The sequence below is a fragment of the Roseixanthobacter glucoisosaccharinicivorans genome, assembly GCF_043195095.2.
In the GTDB taxonomy this organism is placed as follows: Bacteria; Pseudomonadota; Alphaproteobacteria; order Rhizobiales; family Xanthobacteraceae; genus NCEH01.
This window is the reverse complement of record NZ_CM195538.1, coordinates 4,288,140-4,300,035: the sequence shown is the minus strand read 5'-3', so window position 1 is coordinate 4,300,035 and position 11,896 is coordinate 4,288,140. Positions and strand designations below refer to the sequence as shown.

General features: G+C 67.2%; 13 protein-coding genes. 5 read left to right on the top strand and 8 right to left on the bottom strand.

The genetic code is table 11. The features are described 5' to 3' along the window. Positions 1-4: 4 nt before the first annotated feature. Entirely contained in the window at positions 5-472 is a 468-nt protein-coding gene (locus tag V5F78_RS19930) for a secondary thiamine-phosphate synthase enzyme YjbQ (RefSeq protein WP_394070425.1), read from the bottom strand. 112 nt (positions 473-584) lie between these two features. After that, positions 585-1,436 carry an alpha/beta hydrolase gene (locus V5F78_RS19925; RefSeq protein ID WP_394070423.1) on the bottom strand — a complete coding sequence of 284 codons (852 nt, stop codon included), beginning with the start codon at positions 1,434-1,436 and terminating at the stop codon, positions 585-587. A 263-nt stretch (positions 1,437-1,699) separates the two neighbouring features. Here V5F78_RS19925 and V5F78_RS19920 point away from each other — a divergent pair, with 263 nt between their 5' ends. Next, positions 1,700-2,485 carry an EAL domain-containing protein gene (locus tag V5F78_RS19920; protein WP_394070422.1) on the top strand — a complete coding sequence of 262 codons (786 nt, stop codon included), beginning with the start codon at positions 1,700-1,702 and terminating at the stop codon, positions 2,483-2,485. Positions 2,486-2,571: 86 nt separating this feature from the next. Here V5F78_RS19920 and V5F78_RS19915 read toward each other — a convergent pair whose 3' ends face one another. The 3 genes from V5F78_RS19915 to V5F78_RS19905 all read right to left on the bottom strand — a co-directional run bounded on the left by V5F78_RS19915 (position 2,572) and on the right by V5F78_RS19905 (position 4,932). Beyond that, on the bottom strand, positions 2,572-3,669 hold the full coding sequence (locus tag V5F78_RS19915; RefSeq protein WP_394070420.1) for a DmpA family aminopeptidase: 1,098 nt from the start codon (positions 3,667-3,669) through the stop codon (positions 2,572-2,574). A gap of 118 nt (positions 3,670-3,787) precedes the next feature. Beyond that, positions 3,788-4,228 carry a hypothetical protein gene (locus V5F78_RS19910; protein WP_394070419.1) on the bottom strand — a complete coding sequence of 147 codons (441 nt, stop codon included), beginning with the start codon at positions 4,226-4,228 and terminating at the stop codon, positions 3,788-3,790. Between the two features lie 65 nt (positions 4,229-4,293). After that, the gene (locus tag V5F78_RS19905) at positions 4,294-4,932 is read right to left on the bottom strand and encodes a 2-hydroxychromene-2-carboxylate isomerase (RefSeq protein ID WP_394070418.1); all 639 of its coding nucleotides are present in this window, start codon (positions 4,930-4,932) and stop codon (positions 4,294-4,296) included. Between the two features lie 212 nt (positions 4,933-5,144). Here V5F78_RS19905 and V5F78_RS19900 point away from each other — a divergent pair, with 212 nt between their 5' ends. Both V5F78_RS19900 and V5F78_RS19895 read left to right on the top strand, forming a co-directional pair. Further along, positions 5,145-5,513 carry a hypothetical protein gene (locus V5F78_RS19900; protein ID WP_394070417.1) on the top strand — a complete coding sequence of 123 codons (369 nt, stop codon included), beginning with the start codon at positions 5,145-5,147 and terminating at the stop codon, positions 5,511-5,513. Further along, positions 5,510-5,977: a phage holin family protein gene (locus V5F78_RS19895; protein WP_394070416.1), complete on the top strand. Its 468-nt coding sequence runs from the start codon at positions 5,510-5,512 to the stop codon at positions 5,975-5,977. The genes V5F78_RS19900 and V5F78_RS19895 overlap by 4 nt, the downstream gene beginning before the upstream one ends. Before the next feature lie 14 nt (positions 5,978-5,991). Here V5F78_RS19895 and V5F78_RS19890 read toward each other — a convergent pair whose 3' ends face one another. The 3 genes from V5F78_RS19890 to dapE form a co-directional block, all read right to left on the bottom strand. Next, complete coding sequence (locus V5F78_RS19890; RefSeq protein ID WP_394070415.1) at positions 5,992-6,441, bottom strand: DNA polymerase III subunit chi; 450 nt, start codon at positions 6,439-6,441, stop codon at positions 5,992-5,994. An 82-nt stretch (positions 6,442-6,523) separates the two neighbouring features. Then, on the bottom strand, positions 6,524-7,291 hold the full coding sequence (locus tag V5F78_RS19885) for an alpha/beta hydrolase (protein WP_394070413.1): 768 nt from the start codon (positions 7,289-7,291) through the stop codon (positions 6,524-6,526). 18 nt (positions 7,292-7,309) lie between these two features. Next, positions 7,310-8,500, bottom strand: a complete 1,191-nt coding sequence (gene dapE, locus V5F78_RS19880; protein ID WP_394070412.1) for a succinyl-diaminopimelate desuccinylase — start codon at positions 8,498-8,500, stop codon at positions 7,310-7,312. 180 nt (positions 8,501-8,680) lie between these two features. Between dapE and V5F78_RS19875 the strand changes: the two genes are divergently transcribed. Continuing rightward, on the top strand, positions 8,681-11,239 hold the full coding sequence (locus tag V5F78_RS19875) for a DUF3772 domain-containing protein (protein ID WP_394070410.1): 2,559 nt from the start codon (positions 8,681-8,683) through the stop codon (positions 11,237-11,239). 77 nt (positions 11,240-11,316) lie between these two features. Next, on the top strand, positions 11,317-11,829 hold the full coding sequence (locus tag V5F78_RS19870; RefSeq protein WP_394070408.1) for a CAP domain-containing protein: 513 nt from the start codon (positions 11,317-11,319) through the stop codon (positions 11,827-11,829). Positions 11,830-11,896: the final 67 nt, after the last annotated feature.

Sequence of the window (11,896 nt, the reverse complement as noted above, 5' to 3'; positions counted from 1 at the left end):
GCGTTCAGTCCCGCGCTTCCCCGCAGAAACAGAGCACCAGTTCGCGCACATGCGGGCGGGCGCGGTGCTCGATGAGATAGAGCGCCTGCCAGGTGCCGAGCCGCAGCGCGCCGTCAGCCACGGGAATGGCGAGGTCGGTGGCGGTGAGCGCGGTGCGGATATGGGCGGGCATGTCGTCCGGCCCTTCCAGGTCGTGCACCCAGGGGTGATCCGCCGGCGCGAGGCGGCGCAGGGCGGTGATGAGGTCCACGCGTACGTCCGGGTCGGCATTTTCCTGGATCGTGAGGGAGGCGGAGGTGTGGCGGCAGAACAGATGCACCATGCCGTCGCGCGCGCCGATCTCGGCCAGGAAGGCCCGCACCTCGCGGGTGAGGTCGGTGAAGCCCTCGCCGCGCGTCTCCACTTCCAGCAGCGCCTGGGCGCAGATGTCGAGGGCCGTGATGCGCGGCCGCCCGCGGTGGAACTGGCTCATGCCGGCCTCCCTTTAAGCATTTTCGCGCGAATCGGATACCGGTTTGCGTGAAGAAAATGCGACAACACAATAAGTTAGGGCATTTCATCGTTTCTAATAATGATGAAATGCTCTAGAGCGCGACACCCTTCACCAAAGCGGTGATCAACTGCGCGATGCGACCCGAGGGCTCGGCCATGGTCTCCAATATGGTGAAATGATTGGCGTCGGGAATTTCCTCATAATGCAGCGGCAGGCCCTGTGCCGTGCGATGGGCGGCGAAATCGGCGGTCTGCTTGCGCATGAGGGGCAGCTCCGCGCTCCCCGCCACCAGGATCAGCGGCACCTCCCCGCGCCCCGGCAGCAAGGTGGGCGAATTGCGCGCCACCGCCGCTTCGTCGAGCCCGAGCTTGGCGTTGATATAGATGTGCCGCATGGGCTCCAGGTCGAACACGCCCGAGATAGCGAGGCCGCCCTTGATGAGGGGGTGGTCGAGGTTCATCGCCGCCAGATGTCCGCCGGCCGACCAGCCGGAGAGGAACACCCGGTCCACATCGCCGCCGAGCGCCGGCAATTCGCGCGTGAGATGGCGCAGGCCGGTGCGGATCTCCTGGCAGATCTCGTCGAGGGTGGCGTCGGGCGCCAGCGTATAGCCCATGAGCGCGACATTGATGCCGTGGGCGAGCGGCCCGGCGGCGCAGAAGGTGAAGTCCTCCTTCGCGCGCATCTGCCAATAGCCGCCATGGATGAACACCAGGGTGGGGGCGTTCTCGCCCGCTTTGAGGAAATCAATGCGATTGCGCGGGCCGGGGCCATAGGGCATGTCGAGCGTGAGGGCGCATTGGGCCCGCAGGGCCGCCGAGCGTTCCGCCCAGCCGCGCAGGATTTCGGCGCTGTCGGCGACCGCGGCCGCATTGTTGAAGGCGCGGTCGCGAGCCTCCTGGTCGAGGGCGCGCCAATCGGGCGCTTCAATCGCGATGTCCATCCCCAAGCTCTCCCGCCCGTCGAATCCGTTGGTGTCCGTGGCAGAGCCGACACCGGATCGGCGCGGCATTCAAGGGGTGCGCGCCCGGCGGGGCGTCGCCGGTTCCATGGTTGCTTATGGGAAAATATGCGCCGCTAAATGAAGTTGGCGATCCGGTGAGGGTGGTTTTGGGCTCGACGAGCCTTGCCATCGGGCGCTGGGCGACGATCCGGATCTAATTTCACATATGGGAGTTGGTTTTCGCGGCTTTCATTGGAGACGACATGAGCCCTCAAGGGAAATGCAAGGCCTGTCAGGACGGCGCCGGCTTCGATCTACCGATCACCATGGCTTTCCAGCCCATGGTGAACATTCAAACCCGCACTGTATTCGCATATGAGGCGCTTGTGCGGGGTGCCGCCGGCGAAGGTGCCGGCCAAATCTTGCATCAGGTTTCCGACGAAAACCTGTATTCGTTCGATCAGACCTGCCGCGTGAAGGCGATCGAACTGGCAACGGGCCTGAGGGTGGGGCAGGCGGGGGAATGCCTGTCGATCAATTTTCTGCCCAATGCGGTGTATGAGCCGCGCGCTTGCATTCGTGCGACGCTTGAGACGGCGTTGAGATGTCATTTTCCTCTTCATCAGATCATATTTGAATTCACCGAAGTCGAGAAGCTCGACACCGATCATCTCCTAAATATCCTGACCTCCTATAGAAGCATGGGCTTTAAGACAGCCATTGATGATTTTGGCGCTGGATATGCAGGGCTGGGCTTGCTTTCAAAGTTTCAGCCGGATCTCGTCAAGATAGACATGGGCCTGGTGCGGAATATTGATGTCGAGCCGGTGAAGCGCACGATTGTAAGGGGCACGCTTCGCATTCTGGCGGATCTTGGAATTACAGCCCTGTGCGAGGGCGTCGAGACGCAAGCCGAGTATGAGGTGCTCGGAGAGATGGGCGTCGCGCTGATGCAAGGCTATCTCTTCGGCCAGCCCGCGCTCGCGGCGGTTCAGCCCCCCATCTGGCCCGAAGGGTCCGGTCTGCGCGCATTAAGCCCTTCGCCGTAGGGCGTGACGAGGCACCGCCTGTACCGGCTACGCTCGAAAACGCGCCCGGCGCCAGATGCTCCCGGTCTCAACGTCGGCAGACCGCCTTATCCCATCAGCGCCATCAGCCGCGCCCCGTCGAGCGCCGCCACGTGCCGCCCGCGCTTGCCGGTGACGGGATCAGCCGCGAGCATGGCGTTCACCACCGCCTCCTCCACGCTCTCCACGGCGGCCAGGAAAATCGGGTCGAGATCGTCGCTGGAGAGCGCCTCCAGCTTCAGGCGCGGCGGCTCGGGCAGCGGGCCGGGGGAATTGGCGGTGGTGAAGGCCAGGAAGATATCGCCGGAATTATTGCCGGAGGGCGTGCCGCCCCGCCCGATGCCGATCGCCGCCCGCTTGGCGAGGCGCTGCATCTGGGTCGGCAGCAAGGGCGCGTCGGTGGCGAGGATGACGATGATGGAGCCGCGCTCGCGGGTCCACAGCAGCGCGTCGGTGAGGCTCGCGCCAACCCGCCGGCCGCACACGGTGAGCCAGGGCCGGATGCCGTGGTTGGCCTGCACCAGCGCGCCGACTGTGAACATGCCCGTCGGGGTATGGGCGATGCGCGAGGCGGTGCCGGTGCCCCCCTTGTATTCATAGCAGATCATGCCCGTGCCGCCGCCCACCGAGCCCTCGGCCACCGCCCCGCCGGTCGCGCCGTCGATGGCTGCGGACACATCTTCTTCCGTGATGTGGAAGCCGGAAATGTCGTTGAGATATCCGTCATAAGTCTCGGCGACCACCGGCAGTACCCACAGGTCCTCGCCGATCACCGGGCCAAAGGTGCGGCACATCCAGCGCGCCGTCGCATGATGCGCGATGCCGAGCGAGAGCGTGTTGGTGAGGACGATCGGCCCGGTGAACCAGCCGGCCTCGTGGATCCAGTGCACCCCGGTCATCTCGCCATTGCCGTTCATGGAGAAGGCGCCGGCCCAGATCGGTTCGAGCAAAGCGTCGGGGGCGCGGGGCAGAATGGCGGTGACGCCGGTGAGGATGCCATCCCCGGGGGACGCGCGGGTGGTCATCCCCACCGCGACGCCCGCCACGTCGGTGATCGCATTGTAGGGGCCCGGCGTGCCCGGCAGCTTCAGCCCGAGCCCTCGGGCGCGCGGCCGGCCGCTTGCCGCATGGGTCGCCGGGGCGAATCGGATGTGGGGTTCGCTCATGGGTCGGCCTTCGAGATCGCGCGGGAAAGGCGCTTTTCCGGACATCGGGCGAAATCGGCGTGAAAAGACCCGAACAGCGGTTTCATGGCACGGAAACCGGCCATCAAACCGGCGTTCGTCAGGTGCGGTCGCCGCTCGGCGTGCCGTTCACCAGATCGCGCAGGCGACGGAACGCGCGCTCGGCATAATCGAGCGCAGCGTCGAAATCCGACTGGTTTGGAAGGTATGATGATCCCGCATTCGGGGCTGTGGCGGGCTTTCCTTCCAGCGTGGCGATGCGGGCCTGAAGGCGGGCGATCTCAGCTTCATAGGCATCGCGCGAATCCGGCACCGCCTCGCAGGAATAGCCCGCCGAACCCTTGCCGCAGAAGGAAACCTGGCCGGTCTGGGTGTCGAGCTTCAGCGCCCCTCCCTCGACCGGAGAAAAGGTATAGCGCGGCCCCGCCGGTGCCGGGGCACCGGGTGCGGCCTGCTCCGCCGCCTGCGCCGCTGGCATCAGAAGAAGGGCCGCAAATCCAATGCCCGCAAGGGTTGGTCGGCCCATGTAAGCGCGTTGCATTGTGCGTCTCCCGTCAGGTGGTGTGGCTTCAACTCTCGCAGGGGAAAGGGGCCGAACAGCGGCGCTCAGGCCCGCTCCACCGGACCAAAAGGCGCCCGGCCGCTGGCCAGGGCATCGGCCAGCAACTCGATCCGATCCTGACCCCAAAACACTTCCCCCTCAAGCACATAGGCGGGCGCGCCGAAGACGTCGGCGGCCAGCGCCTGCTCTCGATTGGCGAGATAGGCGGCATCCACCTCGGCGGTTTCGGCGGCGGCGAGCAGGTCCGCGCCCGGCAGGCCAGCGGCCGCGCACATGGCGGCGATCACCTGCGGGTCGGCGAGGTTCTGCTGCTGCTGCCAGATCCCCGAAAAGATAAGTGGCAGAAGGGGTTCGATGTTGTGGCCACGGGCCAGCGCGGCGATCAGCACCTTGTCGGCGAGCGCCCCGTTGAACGGCCAATGCGCCGGGTGGAGGTGGAAATCCACCCCCAGCTTCACCCGCCAGCGCTGGAGTTCCAGCAGGCGATAGCGCTGGCGCTGCGGCGCCCGCCGCGCCAATGGCAGGCCGCCGGATTCCGCGAACACCGATCCAAGTTCTACCGGAATGAACCGCACCCGCGCGTCATGCCGGGCCGCCACCGCCATGAAGCGGGCATGGCCGAGGAAGGTCCAGGGACTGACGACGGAAAAGAAATAGTTGATCTGGCGCGGTGTTGCGGACATGGGCTCCTCCGTTTGCGCGTGTTCTAGCACGATCGGCCGGATTGGAACGCCCCGCGCCGCCCCTTTGCGATGTTGCGCGCACCCGCGATTGATACGGGTCAAGGCGCGCAAGCCGCGCAGGCGCATGGTTTGAGGGGTATTTGCCCGGTGGGGACAGTGCGTCTAAGCTGAAGCGAGACCGTTATTCCGGCCGCTGATTTGGAAGGCCAGCCATGGCTACTCGCCGTCCCGAACTCGACGCCCTCAAGGCAGAACTGGCGGCGCAAGCCCCGGCCGATCCCGCGCCCGCCGCCCCCCACGCGGCGCGGTCGCGCGCCAGGCCGGCCGCAGCCCCCGCCCCCGACGAAACCCGCCAGGGCCAAGCCGCGCCGCCGGCGGAGGATGCGCCCGCTGCCGGGGCCGAAGCGGCACCGGAGCCGAGCCTTTCCGAACTCCAGGCTTTGGTGCGCGATCTTCAGGCGGCCGTCACAGACGCGAAGGCGGAGGCCGACGCCACGGTCTCCGCGCATCCGGCGGTCTCCGTCGCCTCGGCTTTTCTTCTCGGCGTCCTGGTGGGACGCGCCTGGGGACGTTCGTCATGAAACTCGATAATGCCGTGCGAAACCTGCGTGTTCTCTGGCGCGCGGATTCTATCATCGCGGATATTCATCTGCGCACGCTGCTCGCGCGGTCCGGCATCTTCGTCTTCGCCGCTTTGATCGCGTCCGGGGGCGTGCTGATGCTGGGCGTCGCCGCCTATCTCGCTTTGTCCGAGCTGTGGGGGCCGATCTGGGCGGCCGTTGCGGTGGGTGGAGGCAACATCGTCGTCGCCGGGATTGCGGCGCTCATTGCAGGCGCCATCAAGCCGGGGCGCGACCTGGAATTCGCCAATGAAATCCACAAATCGGCCATCGAGGCCCTGGCGGCGGACTTGCGTGAGGCGGAGGGCGAGGTGAAGGCGATCGCCAATGCGGTGCGCCACCCCTTCGATTCTGCCTTGCCTGCACTGTTGGTGCCGGTGGTGGGATCGCTGCTGAAGGGGCTGCGGTCCGACCGGGGAAAATAGCCGCAGGCCAGGGGTTATGCCTTGCGCACCCAGCGGCCGTTTTCGTCCTGCTGCCAATAGGTGAGGGTGTGGCCGGCGGCCTTGGCCTCGCGCCAGCGGTCGCGGGCGGCGGCGACGGCTTCTTCATCACGGCCGTTGAACATGTGGACCACCCGCACATAAGGCGTCGCATCAGCGAGGATGGCGCCATCCACCAGGAAGCGCACCTGCGCCCCGTTGGGGTTCTCCTCGCCGGTGGTGATCAGGATGGGCTGGCGTTCCACCTGGGGTTGCGCGTCCGTGCCGTGGGGCAGGAACGAGCTCTCGTTATAGGTCCACAGATGGGCGTCGAGCGCATCGCGCCGCTCGGGCGAGGAGCATTGGACGACGCAGCGCCACCCCCGCTCCAGGCTCTTTTCGAGCAAGGCGGGCAGGGCGTCCTCCAGGGGGCGCCGCTCCAGATGATAGAAGACGACTTCGCTCAACGCCCATTCCTTCGCCGTGCCACCTTGCAGGGCCCAGCGCCAGATGTGCGGTGCCCCGCGTGCCCGGTCAAGCGGCGCGCGCTCAGACGAATTCCTCCAGCACCGCCGTCAGCCGCTCCAGATCCTCGGGTCGGGAGAGCCGATGGTCGCCATCCTTCACCAAGGAGAACACCACGTCGTCCTCGGCAAGGCAGGACACGAGGCGCATGGCGTGCTGCCAGGGCACGTCTTCGTCCTGCGCGCCCTGGAGAATGCGCACCGGGCACCCCACCGCGAATGGCGCGCCAAGAACACGATGCCGCCGCCCATCCTCGATCAGGGCGCGGGTGATCACATAGGGCTCGGCGCTGTATTCGGAGGGCCGCTCATAGCGGCCGGTCTCCAGGATCGCCGCCTGCGCCTCGAGCGGGAAGCGCGCCCACATGAGGTCCTCGGTGAAATCGGGCGCGGGGGCGATGAGCACCAGGGCCTTCAGCCGGCTCTCGCCCCGCGCGGCAAGGGCGCGAGCGAGCAGCAGGGCCATCCAGCCGCCCATGGACGAGCCGACGAGGATCTGCGGGCCGCTGGTCTCCCGGTCGAACACGGCGAGCGCCTCCTCCGCCCAGGCGGAGATGGTGCCATCCTCGAACCGGCCGGCGGATTCCCCGTGGCCGGAATAATCAAAGCGCACATAGGCCTGCCCGCGCTGGGCCGCCCAATGGGCGAGGGTCTGCGCCTTGGAGCCCATCATGTCGGACTTGAAGCCGCCGAGCCACATCACGCCCGGTACCTGCCCAGGCAGGCGGCGCACCGCGATGGCGCGGCCGTTCACGTCGAGATGGGAGAGGATTTCCGCGCCGGGCGTGCTCATGGGTCGGTTCCGAACGGGTCAGGCCGCGAACGCGGCGAAATAGCGCGCGATCATCAGCTCATAGATGCGGGTGAGGTCTTCGAGGTCGCTGACCGGGGTGGATTCGTCGACCGCATGCATGGTGCGTCCCACCAGGCCGAATTCCACCACCGGACACAGGTCCTTGATGAAGCGGGCGTCCGACGTGCCGCCGGAGGTGGACTGCTCCGGCACGCGGCCCGTCACCTCGGCGATGGCGCCGCTGACGAGATCGACGAACGGGCCGGGCGCCGTGAGGAAGCTTGTGCTCGCGCCGGTCTGGAAGCTCACGTCATAGGAGCCGGTGTGGTGTGCCGAGGCGAGACGCCGGGTGATCTCGGCCTTCAGGCTGTCGAGCGTGAACTGGTCGTTGAAGCGCACGTTGAACCTGGCTTTGGCCTCGGCGGGAATGACGTTGAACGCGGGATTGCCCACATCCACCGAGACCAACTCCAGATTGGACGGCGGAAAATGCGCCGAGCCTGCGTCGAGCGGCTGCGCCGTCAAGGCCGACAACAGCCGGAGCAGGCGCGGCACCGGATTGTCGGCGAGATGGGGATAGGCCACATGCCCCTGCTTGCCATGCACCTGGATGACGCCTGACAGGCTGCCGCGCCGGCCGATCTTCACCGCATCACCGAGCGCCGCGGGATTGGTCGGTTCGCCGAGGATGCAATGGTCCACCCGCTCGCCGCGGGCCTTGAGCCATTCCACCACCTTCACCGTGCCGTCGAGCGCGGGGCCTTCCTCATCGCCCGTGATGAGAAAGGAAATCGCGCCCGTGTTCGGCCGGCCATGGCGCAATGCCGCCGCCAACGCCGCCGCCACCGCGCCCTTCATGTCCACGGCGCCCCGGCCGAACAGCTGTCCGTCCACCACTTCCGCGCCGAACGGGGGATGGCGCCAGGCGGCTTCATCGCCCGGCGGCACCACGTCCACATGGCCGGCGAAGCACAAATTGGGATGGCCGGTGCCGATCCGCGCATAGAGATTGGCGATCGGTGTGCCGGCGCTATCGAAGGGCAGAAGGGTCACCGCATATCCCGCGCCCTCCAGGATCTGCGCCACCAGGGCCACCGCGCCTTCGGCATCCGGCGTCACCGAGGGGGCGCGCAGCAGCGCCTTGGCCAAAGCGAGGGGATCGTGCACCGCGATGGCGGCTTCGCTCTTGACGGGAAGGGGGCTGCTCATGGAGGTAGGTCCGCGTCGAGGTTTTCCTGTTCTTAGTGCGCTTCGCCCGCGAATGGAAACGTTCGCGCGGCCTACCGCCGGCTTTGCATGCGTCGCTGGCATTTCCCGGCGGCCATCAGTCCGCCGCCTTCGCTTTCCTATAAGGCGCCTTCTTTACGGGCGCCCCCTGGAGGTTTTCCCATGTCGCGACCCATCGCGCGTGCCGCCATTCTGGCCGGATTTTTGATCGCTGCCGTACTCGGCGGCCTGTCCGCGCCCGGCTTCGCGGCACCGGCGAGCGATCCGGCGGTGCAGGCCGCGCGCGAGAAGGTGGATGCGACACGCTCCTCGCTCGACAGCATCGAAGGCGCGCTGTCGGTGGAGGGCCTGCGCGCCGACGATCTCGACGAGCTGCGCAACCGGCTCGACCCGGTGCGGCGCGAACTGGCCCAGCGCACCGACGCCCTGGTGCCGCGCCTGGCGAATGCCAAGACCCGCGCACAGGAACTGGGCGAGCCACCGGCCGCCGGAGCGCCGCCGGAAGACCCCTCCGTCACCGCCGATCGCGAGAGCATGCAGAGCCTGATCACGGAGCTTGATGCCGTGATCAAGCAGAATCGCGCGCTGCTGGTGCGGGCGGACCAATTGTCGGACCGCCTGTCGAGCCGCCGCCGCAGCTTGTTCACCGGGCAGTTGCTCGACCGTTCCATGAGCATTCTCGACCCGAGCCTGTGGGCCGGGGCGGCGAGCGGGCTTGGCAGCGAGGGGCGTTCGCTGCGGTTCCTCGCCAACGACTGGCTGGCCTTCGCCTTGCAACGCCAGGGTGGCCCGGTGCTGATGGCGATCACCGCCGGCGCGGTGTTGATCTTCGGCCTCGTGTTCGCCGGCGGCCTGTTCCTGCAGCGCAGGTTCGCCTGCCCGCCGCCGGAGGAAGGCGTGAGCTATTCGCGGCTGCGCTCCGCCCGCGAAGCGGTGAAGATGGGCGTGTTCAACGCGCTCACGACGCCCCTGGCGGTGATCGCCGCCTTTTCTTTCCTCGCCGGCTTCGACGTTACGCCGCCGCGGGCCGCCGATGTGATCCACGGGCTGCTGGTGGCGGTGTTCATCCAGTCCATCGGCCTTGCGGTGGCGCGGGCGGTGCTGGCACCGGACCAGTCCTGGCGGCGGCTGCCGCCCCTGTCGGACTATGCCGCCAGCCTCGGCTTCCGGTATTTCAGCTGGATGGTGTGGACGCTGTCGATCGCGGCCTTCCTCAATTCCATCCATCGTGCCCTGTTCGCCCCGGTGGCGCTGACGGTGGCGACCAGCGCGGTGATGGCGCTGCTGATCGGCCTGTTCATCTCGCGCATGCTGGTCGTGCTCGCCCGCGAGGGCGACGAGGACGCCGCCGGAGGAACCACCAGCGGCGGCATTCCTTGGGTGCGGTTCCTGATGTGGGTCGTGCTGGCTGGGCTCGCCGGCGCGCTGGTGGCGGGCTATGTCGGCCTCGCCGCGTTCGCGGTCGCGCGCATCATGGTCGCGGCGACGGTGATCGCCTGCCTCTATGTGCTGAACGCGCTGATCGAAGCTTTTTTCGGCAGCCTCACGCCCGAAGCCCCCCATGCCCGCCAGCTCGCGCGCACCCTCGGCCTGCGGCAGGAGCGCCTCGACCTGCTGGGCACGCTGATCGCCGCATTGCTGAAGCTGATGCTCCTCGCCGTTGGCTTGTTCGTGATCGCCGGCAGCGCAGGGACCTCCACCGCCGACGTGATGGACACCATCGAGCGCGCCTCGTTCGGGGTGCGCATCGGCGCGACCACCATCACGCTTTCCAACGTCATCTATGCCGTCGCCCTGCTGATCGCCGGCATCTTCATCGCCCGCGCGATCCAGCGCTGGGTCTCGACCAAATTCCTGCCCCGCACGGGGCTTGAACCGAGCCTGCAATCCTCCATCGCCACCATTGTCGGCTATATCGGCACCATCGTCGCCCTGATGATCGCCATGGGGGAGATCGGGCTCAACCTCGAGAACATCGCCCTGGTGGCCGGCGCGCTTTCGGTCGGTATCGGTTTCGGCTTGCAATCCATCGTCTCGAACTTCGTGTCCGGCCTGATCCTGCTGGCGGAACGGCCGATCCGGGTTGGCGACACCATCAATGTGAAGGGCGAGGAAGGCTATGTGCGCCGCATCAGCGTGCGCTCCACCGAGATCGAGACCTTCGAGCGGGCCACGGTGATCGTGCCCAATTCCGACCTGATCTCGGGCATGGTCAAGAACTTCACCCATTCCAACACCACCGGGCGGGTGATCGTGGCGGTGAACGTCACGTATGACGGCGACCTGGAGGAAGTGCGGGACATTCTTGTCGCCTGCGCCTGCGACCATCCCCAGGTGTTGCAATCGCCGCCGCCGCGCGTGTTCCTCACCAAGTTCGCCGATGCCGGCCTCGGCTTTGAACTGCGCTGCGTGGTGGCGAATGTGGATTACGGGCTGACGGTGAAGAGCGATCTGCACTTCGCCATCCTCACGCGGTTCCGCAAGGCGGGCATCGGCCTCGCGTGCCAGCCCTGGGCGGCGCTGGCGCGGGCGCCGGCCGACATGGTGCCGCCTGCGCGGCCCGATCCGTCCGTGCCCGCGCCGCAGGAGATCGCCCCTCCGCCGCCCGCTCCGGGTCCATCTTCCGCGGCTTCAGCAGCTCCCGTCGCGGCTTCCGCGGGGGATGAAAAGCCCGCGAAGCCCGGCATTCTCGGCGCGGCACAACAGCCGGAGGGCGCCTGAGGGCGGGGATGCTAACGCTTCCTAAACCTCGCCGCCCTCACATAGCGGGCCGAAACCTTTCCTGTCCTGGAGGCCGCATGCGCGCCGCTCCCCTCATCGTGCTCCTCTCTTTCCTGCTCGCCGCCTGCGGCACGACGGAAGTGGAGCCGACCAAGCCCGCCTTTTATGACGATCTTTCCAAGAGCGGGCAGCCCGTGGACCCGGCCGCCGCCGCCTCCATCATCAGCGCCTATCGCACCGGGAAAGGCCTTTCCGCCGTGGCCATCGACCCCGCCCTGAGCCGGCTCGCCCAGGAGCAAGCCGACGCCATGGCCAAGGCGGACACGCTCTCGCACGAGGTCGGGGGGCGCACCTTCGTCATGCGCATGAGGGCCTCGGGCTATGACCCGGCGATTGCGGTTGAGAATGTGGGCGCCGGCTATCACACGCTCGCCGAGGCCTTCTCCGGCTGGCGCGACAGCCCGCCCCACAACAAGAACATGCTCACCCCGGGCGTGACCCGCATGGGCATCGCCACTGCGTTCAATCCGCGCTCCAAATACAAGGTCTATTGGGCCCTGGTGCTGGCGCAGCCGGAGAAGGTCCGCTGACACGGCGTTCGTGTCCGTGTCGGTGCATCGCACAATGAGGATGGACGCGGACGCAACAGAGCTTTAG